Below are 21,709 nucleotides of genomic sequence, written 5' to 3' on the forward strand. Positions count from 1 at the left end.
AATTTGCATCGGTTTATTTATTAAGAATAATGAGAATAGGTATTGTATGTTACCCAACTTTTGGCGGTAGTGGCGTTGTAGCAACTGAATTAGGAAAAGCCTTGGCGGCCAATGGCCATCAGGTCCATTTTATAACCTACAGTCAGCCTGCCCGATTAGACTTCTTTTCAGCAAACTTATTCTATCACGAAGTAAGTATATCCAAATATCCTCTTTTCGATTTTCCACCCTATGAATTAGCGCTAGCTAGTAAGCTGGTAGATGTAATACGGTTTGAGAAACTAGATCTCTTACATGTACATTATGCTATACCACATGCTTCGGCCGCATTCATGACAAAACAGATATTAAGTACTTACGGAATACAGATTCCAGTGGTTACCACGCTGCATGGCACAGATATTACATTGGTAGGAAAAGATCCCAGCTACAATCCGGTGGTGACTTTTTCTATTAACCAATCTGACGGAGTGACCGCAGTATCTCAAAATCTTAAAGAAGATACGCTTAAACATTTTGATATTACAAAAGATATCAGAGTCATTCCAAACTTTATCGACTTGACACGTTTTAGCCTGAAACCAAGGGAACATTTTAAAAGAGCCATTGCTCCAGGCGATGAACGCATACTTATACATACCTCGAATTTTAGAAGAGTAAAACGTACGTCGGATGTGATTAAAGTTTTCCAGAAAATTCAGGAAAAGATTCGATGTAAACTTTTAATGGTTGGTGATGGCCCTGACCGCGTAAATGCGGAACAGCTTTGTAGAGATTTAGGTGTTTGTAATGATGTACGGTTTTTAGGAAAACAAGATGCTATTGAAGAGATCCTTTCGGTTGCCGACTTATTTATGATGCCATCAGAATCTGAAAGTTTTGGCTTAGCGGCCTTGGAAGCTATGGCTTGCAGTGTGCCTGTTGTTTCATCTAACGTAGGAGGCCTACCTGAATTAAACGTAGATGGAGTTACAGGCTTTTTAGATGAGGTAGGTGACATAGATCAAATGGCATCACATGCTATTTATATCTTGGAAGATAATGAGCGACTTGCTTCCTTCAAATCTGCGGCATTACAACGAGCAAAAGAATTTGAATTGAGCTTAATACTTCCAGTCTACGAAGAATATTATCAAGAAGTTATTGACTTGGTAAACGAAAAAGGGTTATCTATCACTTAAGATAATGAGGGTTGTTTAAAAATCCGCAAGAAGACTTACGTAATGGAAAAATGTCGCCCCTTAACAACGATTTGGAAATCTATCGGTTACATTGCGCTCCACAGGAAATGACGAAGGGAGAACTTAACCCACCTCGTCATTTCGACCAACGCTCGTATAAGAGGTCGGGCGGAGCGGAGAAATCTCCGTTATGTTAGCGTAACACGTTAAAATTAAATGTTTCTCGTGAAACAATCTTTTTTATTTACTTGCCACTAATTTCTCAATAAAATCAATCATTTCTGCATCAGCATAGTTCGCTCCTCCAACGTGATGCAAAACGACATTCCCTTGTTTATCCAATATTATTGTGGAAGGAATTGTTTTATCTAAAAAACTTACTGGAATTTCACTTCCTGCAGCAAAAACGGATAGGCAATATCCATTTTTATCCATAAATTTTTTTGCTCTACGAAAATTATTATCCACATCAACCATCAAAAAGACAATTTGATCATTTGTTTTGAATTGATCGTGAAGCTTATTGATTGAAGGCATTTCCGCTATGCATGGAGGGCACCATGTCGCCCAAAAGTTAATAAAGACTACTTTCCCCTTTAAAGAGGATAAGCTTATAACATCTTTGGCTTCGTTAACAAATAAAATATCTGCCGTTGGTTTATCGACGACTTTTATATTTTTCTGTACCCTATTAGGCACATCGGCTTTAAACAGTCCGACCTTCATTAAACTTTTTATAACCCAAGCCTTCGCTTCCGGTTTAAAAACCATTATGACAGTTGATAACAATAGCAAACCAAAAAACAAATTCGATATTATTTTGGTCGTTTTATTCTTCTTCACAGTATTCATTTCAACAATGTTTTCAATATATATGCATTGCTTATCTAATTTCAGATAGTGCAATTTACTCAGTTCTATTAATGACACATATCTCCTTAAAGTAGGAATATGAGATAGGACCGAAACATCATAGAAGGAGTACGCGGTTACGCAGGAATAAAGAAACTTTATGGTCTATAAATGGGTCATCTCGCCGGAAAACCAAACTTAATAACCAGCAAGACGAGCTAAGGAGTATCACTGAAAAAAGCATTACAAAAAAGTGCAATGCTTGCTGATTTCGATCGCTACTTTTTGCAAAAAAAGAAAAACATTGTTTGGCAGATTTAGCGGAAGCTCCTGATTTTATCGTTTTTTTAGCATCATCGTAAGAAAGTCCATGACTAATACTAACTTTATTAAGCGATGCATGAATAAACTGTTTAACAGGACAAGAAGCCAACATTAACAAAAAAAGAAATGCACCGACAGACCTAAGCATAGAAACAAATTAACCAATAAAACATTATTCATCGAAAACCAAACACACAGGAGCTCCTACTTCGATACGGTTTTGTGTATCTTTTAAAAGCCCTGATACCTCATCCCTTTTGAATACAACAACTTCATTGGTATACTGATTGGCAACTAATAGATATTTGCCGTTGGGAGATAAGGTAAAATTGCGCGGCCCCCTTCCTTTTACTGATTGATTTTGAACGTGTGTCAACTTCCCATCTAGGATATTTACCTTATAAATCGCAATATCATTCGCATCTCCCCTATTAGAAGCATATAAAAACTTGCCATCAGGTGACATATGTATATCAGCAGCACCAACATCCCCCTTAAATGATGGAGGGAGCATGGTTATCTCCTGCAAAAAGGTCAACCTTCCATCCTTGTAAGCATATACGCTTACCGCGGCCTTCATTTCTTGTACTAAATAAACAAACCGCCCGTCTTTTGAAAAAGTAACATGCCGCGGACCACTACCTGGGGAAGCTTTAGCTATCTTAACTTCCGATACATTTACCGGATTGGTTAGTTTTTTAGGCTCGTACGGATAGCTGCTTATGCAATCGGTCCCTAAATCTTGCACTAATATAAATTTTTGATCTGGGGAAAAAGTAGCTGAGTGAACATGCGGTTTTTCCTGTCTACTTTTATCCGGACCCTTACCTGTATGCACATTGAGTTGCAATTTATCTGTTAGCTGTCCATTCTTTTCCGTTCCAAACACCGTAAAGCTTCCGCCTGAATAGTTTGAAACAACTACATGTCGATCGCTTTTATCTATAACCACATGACAAGGATCGTCTCCTGATGTTAACTGTTTATTAATAAGATATAAATTTCCATCCCTTCGATTATAAGAAAAGGCACTTATTGACCCTTTCCCGTCATGAAGTTCATTTACGGCATATACATATTTTTTGTTTGCACTTAACGCTAAATAAGAGGGATTCTCAGCGGTCACCTTATTTTTATAAGTTAAATTTCCCGACGCAGCATCAAAGGAATATACATATATACCGTCACTCTTACCAGTGTTTGTATAGGTACCGATTAACAGATTTATGGTATTATTTTGTGCGCTCAATAGCATAGGCAGATTCAACATACATAAGATTAAACGGAATGCTAATTTCAGTCTCATAAATTTTCCATTAGAAGACCAATATTACACAAAATATTACCCCCTTCAAATTATTCTTCGCGCTTGGTGCCGAATATCCCACCCAAAATCATCTGTATGACAGCTGTTAAAATAGCAAAGAACATAGCGGAAAAGAAACCGCTAACAGAAAAACCACTCATAATATTACTAACTAACATGACCATGAGCACTGTAATAACAAAAGATACAAGGCCTAAAGTCAGAATATTGAGCGGCAGGGTAAACAATCTTAAGATGGTCCCCACAGTGGCGTTGGCCAGTGCAATCAAAATCCCCGCTAATACGGCACTCCAAAAACCGGAAACTTCTACTCCCGGGATAATATAAGCGGCGAGCATAATAGCAATCCCCGTAACAACTAGTTCAATGATGAATCTCATATAATTTATTTTTTAATTACTCAAACGCAGTATTGGTAAAATTGTTTAGTAGCGACTGTTATTTCTTTAAGATAAACGAAGAAGGCTTCTAGCGAATAAACCATCAGGCCTTTTCACATCTTTTACTACCAAGTGAGGTCATCATATCTGCTTGCGAAAAGAGCTATCAGTATGATAATAAACTGTTTCTTAGCGAATGTCTTCTCTTTGAATAATAAATATTTTATTGTATATTTGCATCATCTTGAGAGAGAGGGGACAGAATGGTCCCCTCTTTTTATTACAAGTAATTTGTAAATTTACTATGAGTGTTGAGAATAGGGTTATTGAATTAGTTGAAGAGAAAATCTCGGATAGGCCAGATTTATTTCTGGTTGAGGTAAAAATGCACAGCAATGGTAAGCTCATTATATTGATGGATGGAGACCAAGGCATTAACATTCAAGATTGTGCTGCCATTAGTAGACATGTAGGCTATCATTTGGAAGAAGAAAATGTAGTAGAACATGCTTACAATCTAGAGGTTTCTTCTCCCGGGATAGACACGCCACTTACCTTACTAAGGCAATACCTCAAAAACATTGGTCGATCTATTTCTATTAAGACGATTGATGGAAGTAAAAGGGAGGGTCAACTATTAGCAGCTTCCGATACCAGTATACAGTTGGAAGAAATAAAAAAAGAAAAAGGAAAAAAAGCGGTTAAGATTGAAAACACGATCTCTCTTGACCAGATAAAGGAAACAAAGGTGTTAATTTCATTTAAATAAAAATGAGCAATATCAATTTAATAGACTCATTTCAGGAGTTTAAGGACTTCAAAAATATTGACCGTCCTACGGTTATTAGTGTACTTGAAGAAGTTTTCAGAAGTATGATCCGTAAACGTTTTGGGACGGATGAAAACTGCGACGTCATCGTTAACCCGGATAATGGTGACTTAGAGATATGGCGCACACGTGCGGTTGTTGAAGATGAATTTTCTGAGGACGACGATTTAGAGATAGAGCTTGCCGAAGCACGTAAGGTGGATCCCGATCTTGAAATTGGCGATGATTTTATTGAAGAAATCACCTTAGAGAGTTTTGGAAGAAGGGCTATCTTAGCTGCACGTCAAACATTAGTTTCTAAAGTACTTGAGCTTGAAAAAGATGAGATTTTCAAGAAGTATAAGGATCGTGTAGGAGAAATTGTTACGGGCGAGGTTTATCAGATATGGAAGAAGGAAACCTTAGTGTTAGACGATGAAGGTAACGAACTGATTTTACCGAAAACGGAACAAATTCCAGCTGATTATTTTAAGAAGGGTGACACTATCCGTGCAGTAGTTTATAAGGTAGACATGATGAATGCCACGCCTAAAATTATCATCTCTCGTACCGCTCCTGAGTTTTTACAACGTTTGTTTGAACTGGAAGTCCCTGAAATTTTTGATGGGCTCATAACCATTAAAAAAATTGTTCGTGAACCCGGTGAGCGCGCAAAAGTTGCTGTGGAATCTTATGATGATCGTATTGATCCTGTTGGCGCTTGCGTTGGTATGAAAGGATCTCGTATACATGGAATTGTACGCGAATTACGCAACGAAAATATTGATGTAATAAATTTCACCAATAATATTTCACTTTATATTCAGCGTGCTTTGAGTCCTGCAAGAATCAGTTCAATCAAATTGGATGATGAAGAAAAGAGAGCAGCGGTATACCTGCAATCAGACCAGGTATCTTTAGCGATTGGCCGTGGTGGACACAATATAAAGCTAGCGGGAAAACTGACAGGCTTTGAAATAGACGTATACCGTGAAAGTAGTGAAAATGATGAAGACGTTGATTTGGAAGAATTTGCAGATGAGATTGACGGTTGGATTTTGGATGAATTTAAACGTGTTGGGCTTGATACAGCAAGGTCTGTACTAGCACTATCAACAGATGAATTGATGCGTCGTACCGATTTAGAGGAGACAACCGTTTTAGAGGTTGTTCAGGTATTACGTGCTGAATTTGATTAAAATTAACGGGCTATAAGCCGAACAAAATAATGCTTTCTTGATTATTTTAGTAATAAACAACTAAAAAGCATACTTTTGTAAATAACACAATAAATTAAGAGGTAATTAGATTAAATGACAGAAGGTAAAAGTATAAACTTACTGAAAGCTGCGAAAGAACTGAATATCGGTATTGGTACTGCTGTGGAGTGTTTAGCCAAAAAAGGCTATGATATTGACGCAAAGCCAAACACGAAGTTAGACCGTGATATGTATGATGTTCTTTTAAGAGAGTTTCAAGGTGATAAAATTGTGAAGGAAGAAGCCAATCAGATTGTTATTGGAAAAATCCGTCGTGATGAAACACCGATAGAAACTACTGCATCAAAACCTACACAGGAGGTCGAAAATGATGAAATTTTAATTAAAAACAACAGCGCTTTCAACCCTTCTGTTGAGGAGACTAAAGCCCCTACAAACCAAGTACAACAAAAGGCTCCTTCTAATGACGAGAATGATTTGAAAGAGGAGGCCAGGGATGAAACGCCGGACAATCACGTTGGGGTCAAGGTTGTTGGCAAAATTGATCTTTCTAGCATCAATCAGCGTAGCCGTCCTGAAAAACGACCTTATGTAAAGGAAGAGCCAAAGCTGGAAAAACCAGTTGAGAAACCAGCTCCACCGACTGCTGAACCGGAAGAAAAAATAGAAGCTCCCCAGGTAACAACGCCACAGCCAGAAATACCGGCAGAAACAGTAACACCTGTTTCGAACGAGCAAGTGACTTCTGAAGAGTCATCAATCGAAAAGCAAATTCCTGAGAAAAAGGAAGAACCGAAAGCGGAGGCTAAACAAGAGGTTATACCCGAAGTGAAAAAAGAAGAAGAAAAGAAATCTTCTGTTGCTCCTTTAGATGAAGTTATCAGAGCAAAAGCAGAGCATTTAAGCGGACCAAAGGTAATTGGTAAAATAGAATTGCCAACACCGCATCAGAAACGTAAAGATCAGCCTATTGCTTCATCCTCTGGATCGAACGCAGCTGATCATAAACGTAAGCGTAAACGTAATAATAATGTGGGTGGTGGTAACCAACCCTATCAGAATCGCAACCAACAAGGAGGCGGAGACAATGCTCAAAAAGCACCTCAGACAGCGGGTGGGCAGAACAAGCCTCATCAGGGAGGGGCTGGAGGTCAGCAACGTCCCGACAATCCTAATAGAGGAGCAGGAGGCAATCATCCCAACAGAGGAAGAAATGACTTCAAAGGACGCGGCCGTCATCAAGAAACACCAAAGGAAGAACCTTCTGAAAAAGAAATACAAGATCAAATTAAGGCAACGCTTGCCCGTTTAAGCGGAGCAGGTAAATCTGGAAAATTTGCTCAAAGGGCTAAATTGCGTCGTCAAAAAAGGGACGATGTTGCCTTATCAGCTGAAGAAGCAGCTTTGGAACGCGAAATGCAATCTAAAGTACTTCGTGTGACTGAATTTGTAACTGCAAACGATTTAGCTAATATGATGGACGTATCTGTTACCCAGATTATATCCACCTGTATGAGTTTAGGGATATTCGCCTCTATTAATCAACGTTTAGATGCAGAAACCTTAACGATCGTTGCTGACGAATTCGGTTTTGAAGTAGAGTTTATTAAACCTGAAGATGAAGAAACGCATTCATTAGAAGAAGAGGATAATCCCGCAAATATGGTCCCAAGAGCGCCTATCGTTACTGTTATGGGGCATGTTGACCATGGTAAAACATCCTTGCTGGATTATGTTAGAAAAACAAACGTCATTGGTGGAGAGGCGGGAGGTATTACCCAACATATTGGGGCCTACGCCGTAAAACTAGATGATGGCAGAAGAATTACCTTTTTAGATACACCCGGCCACGAAGCCTTTACAGCGATGCGTGCACGTGGAGCTAAGATTACCGATATTGCTATTATCGTAATTGCTGCAGATGATAGTGTAATGCCTCAAACGAAAGAAGCTATTAACCATGCCCAAGCTGCTGGGGTTCCGATCGTATTTGCTTTCACTAAAATAGATAAACCGGGTGCCAATGCCGACAAGATTAAGGAACAACTTTCAGCCATGAATATTTTGGTTGAAGATTGGGGAGGTAAATATCAGGCACAAGAAATTTCCGGTAAAACAGGGCTAAATGTAGATGCCTTACTGGATAAAGTATTATTAGAAGCTGAATTGTTAGAGCTCAAAGCTGATCCAAAAAAACGAGCTGTAGGTTCAGTTGTTGAGGCAGCCTTGGATAAAGGTAGAGGAATTGTGACAACTGTATTGATACAAGGTGGTACACTTCGAGTTGGAGATGCAATACTGGCGGGTTCTCATAGTGGAAAAGTAAAAGCGTTGACTAATGAACGAGGACAAAAGGTAACAGAAGCGGGTCCAGCGACACCAGTCCAGATACTTGGTATGAACGGTGCCCCAACAGCGGGAGATAAATTTTATGTATTAGATAATGAGTCTGAAGCCCGTCAAATTGCCAATAAGCGTTTACAACTGCAACGTGAGCAAGGGCTTCGCACACAAAAACATATTACGCTGGATGAAATCGGACGCCGTCTTGCTATTGGCAACTTCAAAGAGTTGAATGTAATTGTGAAGGGAGATGTGGACGGTTCTATTGAAGCATTATCCGACTCATTATTAAAATTATCAACGGAGGAAATCCAGGTAAACATCATCCATAAGTCAGTAGGACAAATATCAGAATCAGACGTTTTATTAGCTTCTGCTTCAGACGCAATTATCATCGGTTTCCAAGTACGTCCTTCACAGAATGCTCGAAAACTAGCCGAACAGGAACAAATAGATATACGTCTTTACTCTATTATCTATGATGCTATTGAAGAGCTGAAAGCGGCAATGGAAGGTATGCTTGCTCCTAAGTTTGAAGAAAAAATTGTTTGTAATGTAGAAATTCGTGAAGTATTCAAGATTAGCAAAGTCGGTACTATTGCAGGTTGTATGGTATTAGACGGGAAAATTAACAGAAATCACGATGTCCGCTTAATTCGGGATGGTGTAGTGGTATACAGCGGTAAGTTAGCCTCTTTGAAACGTTATAAAGACGATGTTAAAGAAGTATCACAAGGATATGAATGTGGTTTGAGTATACACAACTTTAACGACATGAAAGTTGGAGACATTGTTGAAGCTTACGAACAAGTAGAAGTAAAACGGAAATTATAATATCAATAATAAAAAGAGAAGGGCCGGTTTCTATTAAGAAACCGGCCCTTCTCTTTTTATTATTCTCTTTTTTATTTTAGGCCTCTTCAAATTGCTGCATATCTACCAACCTTTTATAAAGTCCATTTTTACTTAGTAAATCCACATGGCTGCCTTGTTCTACAATCGTTCCATTATCTAATACAACAATAATATCTGCGGATTGTATAGTGCTTAATCGGTGCGCAATAACTAACGTGGTACGGCTCCTCATTAGTTTATTTAAAGCATCTTGTACAAGTTTTTCTGACTCGGTATCTAATGCTGAAGTTGCCTCATCCAAAAGCAATATGGGTGGGTTTTTCAAGACTGCGCGCGCAATACAAATACGTTGCCGCTGCCCACCGGATAATTTCACACCACGATCACCAATATTCGTGTAATAACCATTTTCCGTATCATCAATAAATTGATGCGCGTTGGCTATTTTTGCCGCAGCAACTACGTCCTCTAAAGTTGCGTTCTGCACGCCGAAAGCGATATTATTGAAAATGGTATCATTGAATAAAATAGACTCCTGATTAACCGTACCCATTAAAGCTCTCAATGAATCAGCCTTTATCTTTCGGATATCTGCACCATCGAAAGTAATACTCCCGGATTGTACCTCTAAAAATCGAGGTACCAGGTCCATAAGTGTTGACTTCCCTCCACCTGATGGCCCCACAAGTGCCACAGTTCTCCCTTTCGGAATATCGAAACTAATATCATTTAAAACCTTTTTATCTTGATAAGAAAAGCCTACTTCGTTAAAACAGATAGCTTTTTCGAATTTGTCAATAGAAATCGCGTCAATAGCATCTTTAATGGCAGGTTTCTCATCTATTAGTTCTAACACACGCTCTCCCGCAGCTATTCCCGAATGAATGTTACTAAACGAATCAGTAATTGCTTTTGCCGGGCGCATTACCTGAGAAAACATTGCTATATATGCAATAAATGAAGCTGCATCTAGCTCTTCACTACCGCTAAGCACTAAGTTTCCGCCATATAGAACTAATGCAGCAACCATTAAAATCCCTAATAATTCAGATACGGGAGAACCAAGTTGTTGTCGCCTAGCCATTCTTTTACCCAATTTAGAATAATAGGTGTTCTCCTCGTGAAATCGATCTTTCACATAACTTGTGGCATTAAATGCTTTAATAATTTTCACACCAGACAATGCTTCATCCAAATAGCTAATCATCTTACCATAAACTTGTTGGGCCTCGGTGGCCTGTTCCTTAAGCTTACGAACAATAAGAGAAATGATGAATGCTGAGATTGGGATAACCAATATAGCAAAAAATGTCAGCTTGTAACTAATTGCAAAAAGCCAAATAATGTAGAATATAAGCTGCAAAGGCTCCTTGAAAACGACCTGGAGTGTTGATGTTACAGAAAACTGCACCACTTGGACATCAGAAGCAATTTTAGAGATTATATCGCCCTTCCGTTGATTATTAAAATACCCAACATGCAGATCCATCACGTTGTTGAACACTGTTTTTCGAAGGTTAAGCAAGGTATGTATCCGCAAATTTTCCATTATCCTTTGTGCAAGATAGCGGAAGAGATTGCTTAAAAACACGGAACAGACAATTACGATTAATACACGTTGCAATGTACCGTAAGGTCCAAATTGATGACTTAGCTGTTGCGCATAATAATTAAACTGATCAATAAGGTTGTACCAACTTTCCGGTTTCGGAATAAGCTCCCCTTTACCTCCGTCAAGAAATAAAGTATTAAGCAATGGTATAAGTAGTGCAAGATTGAGCGTTCCAAAAAAAACGGTGATAAGCGTGCAAATGATATAGGGTATAGCGTATTTTTCTATCGGTTTTGCGAAAGATAATAATCTTAGATAGGTCTTCATTTAATATTTTTAACCAAAGTTACAAAGTTAACAAAAAGCTGGTACACTGGACGAACTGTTTGTAAAAACATGGTTATCACTCAATTTAAACTTAAGCCTATCAAAAATACTAAAATCGCAAGTTATTTAGTAAATTAGGCCGCTTAATTGGAACACCATGCGTATAGAAGTCGCTAAAAGATTACAACATACTGAAGAATATTATTTTTCTAAAAAATTAAGGGAAATTGATGAACTTAACAAACAGGGCTTCAATGTCATTAATTTAGGTATTGGGAGCCCTGATCTTCCTCCTCATCCTTCGGTTATTGAAGCGCTGAATTATTATGCTTCGCTCCCTAACACACATGCGTATCAAAACTACAAGGGTATTCCTGCATTGAGAAATGCAATCGCTGCCTGGTACAAAAAGTTTTATGATGCTGATATAAACCCTGAAACAGAGGTGCTCCCGTTAATCGGGTCTAAAGAGGGTATCATGCACGTATGTATGACTTACTTACAAGAAGGAGACGAAGTGCTTATTCCCAACCCAGGATATCCAACCTATAGCGCTGCTGTAAGGCTTACAGGTGCTGAAGGCGTATATTATAACTTAAAGGAAGAGAATAAATGGCTTCCAGATTTTGAGGAATTGGGGAAACAAGACCTAAGTAATGTTAAAATTATGTGGATAAACTATCCGCATATGCCCACTGGCGCACAAGCGAGTCAAACATTTTTCCAAGAATTGGTTTCTTTTGCCAGGAAGCATAACATTTTAATCTGTCATGATAATCCATACAGTTTTATACTGACTGATCAACCTAGTAGCCTTATGTCTGTTGATGGAGCGAAAGATGTCGCTATTGAATTAAATTCTTTCAGCAAATCCAGCAATATGGCCGGATGGCGGGTAGGCATGCTCATCGGTAATCAAGAGCGCGTTAATGAGATTTTAAGGTTTAAGAGCAACATGGACTCGGGCATGTTTTTACCACTTCAGATGGCCGCTGTAAAAGCACTAGCACTTGATAAAGACTGGTATGCTGATCTGAACAACATATACAGGGCCCGAAGAGCTAAAGTTTATGTTTTACTTGATCTGCTCAATTGTACTTATGACATCAACCACGTGGGCATGTTCGTTTGGGCTAAAATACCGCAACAATATGAGGACGGCTATCAACTCAGTGATAAAATACTAAGTGAATCGACCGTATTCATAACTCCTGGCGGAATCTTCGGAAGTGCTGGTAATTCTTACATACGTGTAAGCTTATGTACCTCTGAGGAAAAGCTTCAGGAAGCTATTGATAGAATAAAATTGATATAATTTATTTAAATCCAATAAAAAATGAATATTGCTATAGTAGGTGTTGGGCTTATAGGAGGTTCAATTGCGCTTGCTTTAAAAAATAAGGATTTCGTAACAAAGGTTATTGGCGTTGATAAGGACGAAACCAATCTTACAAAAGCGTTAAATATAGGTTTTATAGATGAGGTACAATCATTAAATGAAGCGATAAAACATACAGATGTACTCATCCTGTCTACTCCCGTTGATGTGATTTGTAATATACTTCCAGATATACTAGATAAGATTAATGATCAACAAGTGGTGATGGACATGGGATCTACTAAAGAGAAGTTGTTGGCAATTATTGATAAGCATCCTAAACGAGGACGGTTTGTGGCATGCCACCCCATGGCCGGTACAGAATATTCAGGGCCTGAGGCTGCCTTACCTAATCTATTTTCAGGAAAGACAATGATTTACTGCGACGCGACAAACAGTGACGAAGATGCATTCGATATTGCAGAAAGTATCATAGATCAGTTGGAAATGAATACAGTTTTTATGAATGCTAAAGAGCATGATATCCATACTGCCTATGTTTCTCACATATCGCACATCACCTCATTTGCTTTAGCACTGACAGTGTTGGAAAAAGAAAAATCACAAGGACGGATTTTCGAGCTGGCAAGCTCAGGTTTTGAGTCTACCGTACGTTTAGCAAAAAGCTCGGCAGACATGTGGATTCCTATTTTTAAGCAAAATCGTAAAAACGTTATGGATGTACTGGCGGAGCACATTAGACAACTCCAGAATATGCAAAATCTATTGGAAAAAGAAGACTATCAGTCCTTTTATAAACTTATAAAGAAATCAAATAAAATCAAGAGAATACTTAAATAAGAGAATTTAAATAACTGGCGGGTAAAATAGAGTGGCTAGCTATGAGCTAACCATTTATCATGAGCAAATGAAAAACTAATTTCTGTTTAAAACATTAATTTCAAAACAAGCATAAAGCGCTGCAGTTTCTGTTCGAAGGCGAGTATTTCCTAAACTTATGGGCCTAAACCCTTGGGCTAAAGACAGGTCGACTTCATTTAGACTGAAGTCACCTTCGGGACCTATGAGTATGCATACATTGCTATTTGGAACGACGACATCTGTGAGGTACTCTTTTTCCTGATCTAAACAATGTGCTATAAAGCCTTGGCCTAAATCCGTTCTTTTCAAAAACTCATTTAACTTTGTTGCTTCGTTAAGTTTCGGATGATAAGCTGTTAGTGATTGCTTTACCGCCGCGGTGATCACCTTCTGTAAACGTTCTGTTTTAACTTCTCTTCGTTCGGAGTGCTCACAAATTAAGAGAGAGATTTCGTCTATACCTATTTCTGTTGCCTTTTCAAGGAACCACTCTAAACGATCAATATTTTTTGTAGGTGCAATTGCTATATGCAAATAATGATTTCGTTTCCCAAATTCGGGTAAGATAGACAAAATCTTAATTCTTGCGCGTTTTGGATGAGCTTCTTGCAGCAGGCCCTTATATAAATGTCCTTTCCCGTCGATTAAGGAGACCTCATCGCCTTCTTTCAGTCGTAGGACTCGTGTACAATGTTTACTTTCCTCTTCGCTGAGCGTATATTCAGCTTTATTAGGTACGATATCTGGTGTGTAAAAAAAATGCACTGCAATGTATTATCAAGATTCTTCCTCTTCACTTCCATCCACACGAGGTAGTGATTCCAACTTGACATATTCAATGTTTTGTTGAGTCTTTTTTAGAATGGTAAAGACATATCCATGATATTCTTTCCGTTCTCCAACATCAGGGATTTTATCAAAAACTGTTATCACTAAACCGGAAATAGTATCATACTCAGGGCTCACAGGAAGCTCATATGGCAAGAACTCGTTCACATCATGTACACTAGCGGCCGCTTCAACTATGTATTCCGTATCTGAGGCTTTCTCAACGATTGGCTTTTCCTCATCATATTCATCTTGAATCTCTCCAACGAGTTCTTCCACAATATCTTCTAGTGTAACCATGCCGGCTGTTCCACCAAACTCATCCAATACGATTGCTATTTGAATGCGTTTCAACTGAAACTCACTCATTAAATCGTTTATTTTTTTATTCTCGGCAATGAAATATGGCTTGCGAATAATTGTTTTTAGCACAAACTCCTTCTTATTCACCATAAGTGGCAAAATATCCTTCGCATGAACAATACCTACAATTTTATCTATTGTTTCATCATAAACAGGAATCCTAGAGTACCCTTCGCTAATGATTGTCTCCAATAACTCTTCTCGAGGGCTGCTTAATTCAATCCCAACAATTTTAGTTCTCGGCACCATTATGTTCTTAACGACCCGTTCATTGAAATCAAAAACATTTTTTATAAGTTCATGTTCCACCATATTTAGCGCTCCGCTTTCTTTCCCCTGATCGAGTAAATACTGCAATTCCTCCGTAGAATGATGTGCTTCATGAACGGGCGAACCGAAACCTAATACTCTTAAAATAAAATTCGCAAAGCCGTTTAATATCCAGATAAAAGGACGGAAAATAATATAAAAAAACCGTAGGGGAACAGAGAGTGCCATCGTTGTTCCGATTGGACGTTGAATAGCTATTGACTTAGGTGCCAACTCTCCAAAAACAATGTGTAATACTGTGATGATGGAAAATGCCAGAACGTGGCCTAAATTAGTGGCAATAGAACCAGAAAGTTCCACATTGAAGAGCGCAAAAACCTTGTGGACGATTTCTGTCATTACCGACTCTCCCACCCAACCTAAACCCAAGGAAGCAAGCGTTATACCTAATTGAGTTGCGGCAAGATATCCATCTAAGTGTTGCGTTATATGCTTGGCTATTTTTGCCACGCTATTACCTGATTTAGCCTTTACTTCTATTTGTGAAATTCTAACTTTCACAATAGCAAATTCTGCTGCAACAAAGAAACCATTGAGCAGTACCAGAAATAACGTAACAAAAATTTGGAAGCCCATGGACCTTATTTGTTAATAAACGTATTCTGATAGAGTTCTAAACTCTCCTGTATACAGGTATAAGCAAACGATTTCCCCATCCATTTTTCAATTGTAACATTTTTCCCTTCCAGCGCTTTGTAATCCTGGAAAAACCTAACAATTTCTTTCATAGTGTGAGGAGGCAACTCCGATAAGTCATTTATATAATTTGCCGACATGTCATTTTTTGCCACCGCAATAATTTTATCATCCTGCTCACCTCCATCAACCATATGCATAACGCCAATCACCTTTGCTTCTATAATAGACATTGGAATTACATCTACAGAACAAATCACCAATATATCAAGCGGATCCTTATCATCACAATAGGTTTGCGGTATAAATCCATAATTTGCCGGATACATTACAGACGAAAACAGTACACGATCCAGCTTAAGCAGGCCGCTTTCTTTGTCTATTTCGTATTTCGCTTTTGATCCTTTAGGTATTTCAATAATTGCATTTACAGAAGAAGGGACGTCATCGCCAGGAGAAACGTCATGCCACGGATGTGCGTTGTTCATATAATTTATTCTTTCTAAATTTTACTGTGTTTAATCCTCTTTATTAGAAGTTTTACTTAATTTTCTTTTTATGATGGTAATAATAATCGGGGCTGTTGCTAATACAACAAAACCGATCACAATGTACTCTATGTACTCAACTATTTGAGGAAACTTCTTTCCTAAATAATATCCTGCCAATGTTAACACAAGGACCCATAAAAAACTTCCTATTATATTAAATAAAACGAATTTTTTGAAATCCAGACGCACTACACCAGCAAATATTGGAGCAAAGGTACGTATTATTGGCATAAATCTTCCCAAAATAAGGGCAGTACCTCCATATTTATTATAAAACTCCTCAGCCATTACAATATATTTTTGTTTAAACAGCCAGGTATCTTTTCTTTTAAAAAGCATTGGCCCCGTACGCCAGCCAAACCAGTACCCCACAAAATTACCTAAGATGCCAGCAATTATCATTCCTAAACATAAAGAAAAAATAGACACTTCTAGAAGGCCCGAAGCAGTAAACAATCCTGCCAGGAATAACAAATAATCTCCCGGTAAAAAGAAACCAAAAAAGAGACCAGTTTCAGCAAAAATAACGAACAATATGAGGTAGAAGCCTCCTGACCTGATCATGGTCTCAGCATCTAAATATTGAAAAATGGATAACCAGAATTCTTGCATATATAGCTACAAAGCTACTAATTATAAATCCAAACCAACGATAAATTTACTTCCTACCTACTTCGTTGGGTTTTTGATGTACTTAGATAAGATGAGTGAGAAAATCGGGGTATATTCCTAATATGAGCGTTAAAGCTGCCGCAATGAAGAGCACAGTTTTATAATTCATGTCTATGGAAATTTGATCATTAATTTCGGCTTCTCTAAAGTACATATTAATAATAACATGGAAATAATAGAAGATGCCAATCGCCGCATTTATTGCCGCTAAAACAACCAAAGCTATATGAAGATTACTCAAGGCTTCTGAAAACATCATAAATTTACCTATGAATCCGGCCGTCAGGGGAATACCGGCTAATGAAAGCATAGATAGTGTTAGTACAAGCGCCATCAGCGGATTGGATTTTCCTAATCCATTGAAAGCTTCAAAATGCTCGCTTCCTCTATTTCTCTTTACCACAATCAATACGGCGAATGCAAGAACGGAAGCGACAGAATAAGCGGCAGCATAAACTAACATTGCTCCACTTGCTTGAACACCCATGTTAAGTATTGCAAACAGCATATAGCCTGCATGTGAAATACTCGAATACGCTAACATTCTTTTAAAGCTAAGTTGTACCAATGCGCTAATATTTCCTATAAATAAGGTAATGATAATCATCACTAGTAGTATAGGTACCCAAAAACTTTGCAGCTGATCAAAGCAAGTTATAAAGAGGCGTAGGAACCCAGCGAATGCCGCTGTTTTTACTACTGTACTCATGAAAGTAGTAACTAAAATTGGCGATCCGTCGTAAACATCAGGTGTCCAAAAATGAAACGGCGCCGCCCCCACCTTAAATGCAAGTCCAACAATTAGAAACAATATTCCGGCATAAAACATAGCTGGTAATTGTCCGGAATTGGTAGTAACGTAATTCTTGATTTCCGTAAGGTCAAAAGAGGCACTTGCGCCATAAAGCAACGCAATACCAAATAGTAAGAAGCCAGTAGAGAAAGCTCCCATCAAGAAATATTTTAAAGATGCTTCGTTAGACGCCAAATCTTTTTTCCTTATACCAGCTAATATATATAAAGCAACAGACATGATTTCTATACCAATAAAAAGCATGGAAAGGTTATGAAAAGACACGACCAACAACGCACCCGTTAACGAAAAAATAATCAACGCGTAATATTCGGCAATATTAGCGCTAATTTTATCAAAGTATCCTTTAGATAGTAGGAGAATAAGGCCTGTTATGAAAATAATTAATATTGAAAAAGCCAAAGAAAACTTATCAAACAGCACCATACCGTTGAATATCGGTTCGGCCTCTTCGTTCCATAATCTCAATTCAAACACTAGGGCAGCCATCAATCCAATTAATGATACAGAAAGCAAGGCATTACGAAGTTTGAAAATCCCTAAGTATAAAACCAATATTGCTAATAAAGACAATGTAATAATTGCACTCATTTGTTTTCTTTTATTTCTTTACCAGATTAACAACCCAGTATTTAATTAATAACCAATTTTTACTTGTTCTACCAAATTTGACACGGCGGCCTCTGATAAATGCAATAGCGGTTTAGGATAAACGCCTATTCCTACTATCAAAGCGACAAGAATTGCAAACACCAACAGTTCACTTCCTGCTATATCTCGGAATATACCTGCTTTCTGATTCGTATCTCCCAACATTACACCTTGGTACATACGTAACATATATACAGCTCCAAGTATAATGGTTAAACCAGCAAATATGGCTGTCCAGATACCCGCCTGATAAACGCCCATTAACAATAAGAATTCTCCAATGAAACCATTTGTTAAAGGGAGTCCTATTGCGCCAAGTATAATGATCAGAAAGACAATTGCCAATCGAGGAGCCACTTTTGCAATTCCTCCCATATGCTGCATCTCCCTGCTTCCAAACTGCCGTGACACAATTTCTACTACAAAGAATAATCCTATCACACTAATACCGTGATTAACCATTTGAATCATAGCCCCTTGGAGCCCTTGAACATTCCAAACGAATACACCAGCAGCGATTAAACCAACGTGTGCGATAGAAGAGTAAGCAATTAATCGTTTTAAGTCTTGTTGCTGAAAAGCTATGATAGAAGCATAGACAATACCAATGATCGCCAATATCATTGCTAGATGTCCATACTGGCTTACACCTAGAGGAGCGATTGGTATTAACCAACGTATTAAGCCATAAACACCCATCTTTAACATGATTCCCGAGAGCAACATAGTACCGGCCATTGGCGCTTCAACATAAGTATCAGGTTGCCAGGTATGAAAAGGAAATAATGGCATTTTAATTGCAAAAGCCACAAAAAATGCCCAGAAGATATATCGCTGGGTTTTTTCATCTAAATCCAATTCGTAAAATGAAGTTAATTCATAATTAGCTGTTGGCACCTGTGTATATAGATAAATAATAGCTATTAACATGAGTAAACTGCCAGAAAAGGTATAAATGAAAAATTTCAATGTTACACGAATCCTATTCACTCCTCCCCAAAGACCGCATATAAAATAGATAGGAATAAGCGCTATTTCCCAGCCTACATAGAACAAAAAAGCATCTAGGGCTGTAAATACCAGCAGCAAACCCGTCTGCATAAACAGCATTAGTGCATAAAATCCACCTTTTTGTTGTTGACCGAATGTGCTTAAAATAATTAATGGGACAAGACCATTCGTTAAGATAACTAAAGGTAAACTAATACCATCCAAACCTATGTGAAAATGAATACCGAGACTTGGAATCCATGGTATATTCTGCTCAAATTGTTTACTTGCATCAGGTATAAAGGCGACCAGAAAAGGAACTGTCAAAGCAAGCGTAAGTACTGAGAAGATAAGAGCGATTGACTTTGCTGTGCCCGATTTTTTTACAAAGGCAAGCAAAAGGGCTCCAAAGACTGGTAATAAAAGAAGTAAAGCTAAGTTATTCATGAAAATTCAGTTACCTTAATCTAATTAAATTATAAATAGTCCGTAAGCGAGCAGCACTATAACACCTATAACCATAAAAAAAATGTAATAGCCAACATTCCCTTGCTGCAAAAGCCTTATTAACTTACCAGATTGAGAAGCTCCTTGCCCCAGCGCATTCACAAATCCGTCTATTGTCTTTTTGTCTATAATTTTGAAGAAAAAGCTCGATAAAATGTTCAATGGCTTTACAATGATCGCATCATAAAGCTCATCAATATACAATTTATGATAAGACAGCCTAGTCAAACCACCCCTATTTTCATGATCAGCAGCTGGAACTACACCTTTCGACACATAGGTTATATAGGCATATATAGCCATTCCTATTGCAGCAATAGCAGAAGCTCCCATTAAAATATATTCGGTAGAATGGGATAAGTGGGCAGCACTCAGCTTCGAAGCAGAGGCGTCAAACACGGGTTGAAGGAATGTGGCAAGCCCCATAGTTCCACCCAAAGCTTGAGGGACATTCAATATTCCTCCTATGATAGACAACGCTGCCAAAACCATAAGTGGGAGTGTCATAGATATTGGAGACTCATGCACGTGTTTTTCTTGTTCATATGTTCCTCTAAAGTTACCGTAAAAAGTAAGGAATAACATTCTGAACATATAAAAGGCAGTGAATAGTGCACCGATAAATCCTAGCATCCAATATAATTGATTGTGACCAAAGGCATGTGCTAAAATCTCATCCTTTGAGAAAAAGCCAGCTAAAGGAGGAATCCCAGCAATTGCTACGGTTCCAATGAACATTGTTGCAAAAGTAATGGGTAGCTTCTTTTTAAGATTACCCATCATCCGCATATCCTGTTCGTTACTCATAGCATGGATCACTGAACCAGCTCCCAAAAATAGGAGGGCCTTAAAAAACGCATGTGTAATAACATGAAAAAACGCACCAGTAAAAGCCCCTACTCCCAGACCGAGAAACATATATCCTAATTGAGATACCGTTGAATAAGCAAGTACTTTCTTAATATCATTTTGCGTCAGCGCAATAAAAGCTGCAAGAAGAGCCGTTGCCAGGCCTACAATAGCGATGATCTCCATCGTTACAGGGGAGAGCACGAACATAATATTAGAACGCACTATTAAGTAGATACCTGCAGTTACCATTGTTGCTGCGTGTATTAAAGCCGATACAGGTGTCGGCCCTGCCATCGCGTCAGGCAGCCATGTAAATAATGGAATCTGAGCCGATTTACCCGTTGCGGCGATAAACAATAACAACGTGATTAAGAACAGAGTAGCATTACCCACTTCTAACTGCGCCGCTTTTGGCAAAACAGCTGAGAATTCGAGTGAACCAAACGTGTTAAAAATAAGAAATATGGCAAGCAAGAAGCCTAAATCGCCTATTCTGTTCATTACGAACGCTTTTTTTGCGGCACTGGCATAATCCACTCGGTGGTACCAAAAGCCAATCAATAAATAGGAGCATAATCCCACGCCTTCCCAGCCAATAAACATCACTACATAATTAGATCCTAATACGAGTAGGAGCATAAAGAAAATGAACAGATTGAGGTAAGAAAAGAATTTACCAAAACCAGCGTCATGTTTCATATAAGCAGTTGAATACAAATGAATAAGGAATCCAATTCCCGTTACAATAAGTAACATGATAGCGCTTAGTGGATCTACAAGAAACGAAAGTGAGATATGCAGGTTTCCCACATTGATCCATTCAAAAACCGTCTGTGTAAAGGAAGCAATTTCTCCAGACTTTCTTGCAGCGTACACAGTACTAAAAGCTCCACAGCTCAATAGAAAAGATGCTAGAATAGTTCCACACCCTACAATAGAGATAATGGGTTTTGACAATACATTTCTACCTATTCCATTAATTGCGAAACCTATTAAGGGAAAAAGCACTATCCAAATTAAACTATTCATACTTATGTTCGTTATTCGTTACTGGTTATTCGTTATTGGTTGTGTTATTAGTTCTTGGTATCAAGATGTAAGACAAAAGTATCAAGACAAATTCATTACTCCTTAATTTACAAATAT

17 protein-coding genes are annotated in these 21,709 nt (G+C 38.2%); 6 read left to right on the top strand and 11 right to left on the bottom strand.

Annotated elements, in window-relative coordinates; translation table 11 throughout:
* Positions 1-29 precede the first annotated feature (29 nt).
* Complete coding sequence (gene bshA, locus BMY50_RS20670) at positions 30-1,181, top strand: N-acetyl-alpha-D-glucosaminyl L-malate synthase BshA (protein ID WP_093328473.1); 1,152 nt, start codon at positions 30-32, stop codon at positions 1,179-1,181.
* Between the two features lie 240 nt (positions 1,182-1,421).
* Here bshA and BMY50_RS20675 read toward each other — a convergent pair whose 3' ends face one another.
* From BMY50_RS20675 to BMY50_RS20690, 3 genes are all read right to left on the bottom strand, one after another.
* Positions 1,422-2,033, bottom strand: a complete 612-nt coding sequence (locus tag BMY50_RS20675; protein WP_238383837.1) for a TlpA family protein disulfide reductase — start codon at positions 2,031-2,033, stop codon at positions 1,422-1,424.
* A 496-nt stretch (positions 2,034-2,529) separates the two neighbouring features.
* Positions 2,530-3,663, bottom strand: a complete 1,134-nt coding sequence (locus tag BMY50_RS20685) for a lactonase family protein (RefSeq protein ID WP_093328484.1) — start codon at positions 3,661-3,663, stop codon at positions 2,530-2,532.
* 50 nt (positions 3,664-3,713) lie between these two features.
* Positions 3,714-4,064, bottom strand: a complete 351-nt coding sequence (locus BMY50_RS20690) for a phage holin family protein (protein WP_093328486.1) — start codon at positions 4,062-4,064, stop codon at positions 3,714-3,716.
* Between the two features lie 304 nt (positions 4,065-4,368).
* Here BMY50_RS20690 and rimP point away from each other — a divergent pair, with 304 nt between their 5' ends.
* The 3 genes from rimP (at position 4,369) to infB (ending at position 9,269) form a co-directional block, all read left to right on the top strand.
* Positions 4,369-4,833: a ribosome assembly cofactor RimP gene (gene rimP, locus BMY50_RS20695; protein WP_093328489.1), complete on the top strand. Its 465-nt coding sequence runs from the start codon at positions 4,369-4,371 to the stop codon at positions 4,831-4,833.
* A gap of 2 nt (positions 4,834-4,835) precedes the next feature.
* Positions 4,836-6,071 (top strand): transcription termination factor NusA, encoded by a 1,236-nt coding sequence (gene nusA / locus BMY50_RS20700; RefSeq protein WP_093328491.1) that lies wholly within the window; start codon positions 4,836-4,838, stop codon positions 6,069-6,071.
* A gap of 114 nt (positions 6,072-6,185) precedes the next feature.
* The gene (gene infB / locus BMY50_RS20705) at positions 6,186-9,269 is read left to right on the top strand and encodes a translation initiation factor IF-2 (protein ID WP_093328494.1); all 3,084 of its coding nucleotides are present in this window, start codon (positions 6,186-6,188) and stop codon (positions 9,267-9,269) included.
* 76 nt (positions 9,270-9,345) lie between these two features.
* Here the strand turns inward: infB and BMY50_RS20710 are convergent, their stop codons facing one another.
* Positions 9,346-11,169, bottom strand: coding sequence for an ABC transporter ATP-binding protein (locus BMY50_RS20710; RefSeq protein ID WP_093328497.1), 1,824 nt, complete (start codon positions 11,167-11,169; stop codon positions 9,346-9,348).
* A 157-nt stretch (positions 11,170-11,326) separates the two neighbouring features.
* Between BMY50_RS20710 and BMY50_RS20715 the strand changes: the two genes are divergently transcribed.
* Both BMY50_RS20715 and BMY50_RS20720 read left to right on the top strand, forming a co-directional pair.
* Positions 11,327-12,484: a pyridoxal phosphate-dependent aminotransferase gene (locus BMY50_RS20715; RefSeq protein WP_093328500.1), complete on the top strand. Its 1,158-nt coding sequence runs from the start codon at positions 11,327-11,329 to the stop codon at positions 12,482-12,484.
* A gap of 21 nt (positions 12,485-12,505) precedes the next feature.
* Positions 12,506-13,348 (top strand): prephenate dehydrogenase, encoded by an 843-nt coding sequence (locus tag BMY50_RS20720; protein ID WP_093328503.1) that lies wholly within the window; start codon positions 12,506-12,508, stop codon positions 13,346-13,348.
* A 75-nt stretch (positions 13,349-13,423) separates the two neighbouring features.
* Here BMY50_RS20720 and BMY50_RS20725 read toward each other — a convergent pair whose 3' ends face one another.
* The 7 genes from BMY50_RS20725 to nuoL all read right to left on the bottom strand — a co-directional run bounded on the left by BMY50_RS20725 (position 13,424) and on the right by nuoL (position 21,592).
* On the bottom strand, positions 13,424-14,134 hold the full coding sequence (locus BMY50_RS20725; protein WP_093328506.1) for a 16S rRNA (uracil(1498)-N(3))-methyltransferase: 711 nt from the start codon (positions 14,132-14,134) through the stop codon (positions 13,424-13,426).
* Positions 14,135-14,146: 12 nt separating this feature from the next.
* Complete coding sequence (locus BMY50_RS20730) at positions 14,147-15,466, bottom strand: hemolysin family protein (protein WP_093328509.1); 1,320 nt, start codon at positions 15,464-15,466, stop codon at positions 14,147-14,149.
* A gap of 5 nt (positions 15,467-15,471) precedes the next feature.
* A complete protein-coding gene (locus tag BMY50_RS20735; protein WP_093328512.1) occupies positions 15,472-16,014 on the bottom strand; it encodes an inorganic diphosphatase in 543 nt (180 codons plus the stop codon).
* Between the two features lie 30 nt (positions 16,015-16,044).
* Complete coding sequence (locus BMY50_RS20740; RefSeq protein ID WP_093328515.1) at positions 16,045-16,689, bottom strand: DedA family protein; 645 nt, start codon at positions 16,687-16,689, stop codon at positions 16,045-16,047.
* 82 nt (positions 16,690-16,771) lie between these two features.
* On the bottom strand, positions 16,772-18,154 hold the full coding sequence (locus BMY50_RS20745; protein ID WP_093328518.1) for an NADH-quinone oxidoreductase subunit N: 1,383 nt from the start codon (positions 18,152-18,154) through the stop codon (positions 16,772-16,774).
* 45 nt (positions 18,155-18,199) lie between these two features.
* On the bottom strand, positions 18,200-19,651 hold the full coding sequence (locus BMY50_RS20750) for a complex I subunit 4 family protein (protein ID WP_093328521.1): 1,452 nt from the start codon (positions 19,649-19,651) through the stop codon (positions 18,200-18,202).
* Between the two features lie 24 nt (positions 19,652-19,675).
* Positions 19,676-21,592: an NADH-quinone oxidoreductase subunit L gene (gene nuoL, locus BMY50_RS20755; RefSeq protein WP_093328523.1), complete on the bottom strand. Its 1,917-nt coding sequence runs from the start codon at positions 21,590-21,592 to the stop codon at positions 19,676-19,678.
* Between the last annotated feature and the right edge of the window lie 117 nt (positions 21,593-21,709).

Origin of the sequence: Olivibacter domesticus (genome assembly GCF_900109575.1) — a bacterium.
GTDB classification, from domain to species: domain Bacteria; phylum Bacteroidota; class Bacteroidia; order Sphingobacteriales; family Sphingobacteriaceae; genus Olivibacter; species Olivibacter domesticus.

Coding starts and splice junctions, on each gene's coding strand:
- bshA (WP_093328473.1), top strand. CDS start 30: ATGAGAATAGGTATTGTATGTTACCCAACTTTTGGCGGTAGTGGCGTT.
- BMY50_RS20675 (WP_238383837.1), bottom strand. CDS start 2,033: ATGAATACTGTGAAGAAGAATAAAACGACCAAAATAATATCGAATTTG.
- BMY50_RS20685 (WP_093328484.1), bottom strand. CDS start 3,663: ATGAGACTGAAATTAGCATTCCGTTTAATCTTATGTATGTTGAATCTG.
- BMY50_RS20690 (WP_093328486.1), bottom strand. CDS start 4,064: ATGAGATTCATCATTGAACTAGTTGTTACGGGGATTGCTATTATGCTC.
- rimP (WP_093328489.1), top strand. CDS start 4,369: ATGAGTGTTGAGAATAGGGTTATTGAATTAGTTGAAGAGAAAATCTCG.
- nusA (WP_093328491.1), top strand. CDS start 4,836: ATGAGCAATATCAATTTAATAGACTCATTTCAGGAGTTTAAGGACTTC.
- infB (WP_093328494.1), top strand. CDS start 6,186: ATGACAGAAGGTAAAAGTATAAACTTACTGAAAGCTGCGAAAGAACTG.
- BMY50_RS20710 (WP_093328497.1), bottom strand. CDS start 11,169: ATGAAGACCTATCTAAGATTATTATCTTTCGCAAAACCGATAGAAAAA.
- BMY50_RS20715 (WP_093328500.1), top strand. CDS start 11,327: ATGCGTATAGAAGTCGCTAAAAGATTACAACATACTGAAGAATATTAT.
- BMY50_RS20720 (WP_093328503.1), top strand. CDS start 12,506: ATGAATATTGCTATAGTAGGTGTTGGGCTTATAGGAGGTTCAATTGCG.
- BMY50_RS20730 (WP_093328509.1), bottom strand. CDS start 15,466: ATGGGCTTCCAAATTTTTGTTACGTTATTTCTGGTACTGCTCAATGGT.
- BMY50_RS20735 (WP_093328512.1), bottom strand. CDS start 16,014: ATGAACAACGCACATCCGTGGCATGACGTTTCTCCTGGCGATGACGTC.
- BMY50_RS20740 (WP_093328515.1), bottom strand. CDS start 16,689: ATGCAAGAATTCTGGTTATCCATTTTTCAATATTTAGATGCTGAGACC.
- BMY50_RS20745 (WP_093328518.1), bottom strand. CDS start 18,154: ATGAGTGCAATTATTACATTGTCTTTATTAGCAATATTGGTTTTATAC.
- BMY50_RS20750 (WP_093328521.1), bottom strand. CDS start 19,651: ATGAATAACTTAGCTTTACTTCTTTTATTACCAGTCTTTGGAGCCCTT.
- nuoL (WP_093328523.1), bottom strand. CDS start 21,592: ATGAATAGTTTAATTTGGATAGTGCTTTTTCCCTTAATAGGTTTCGCA.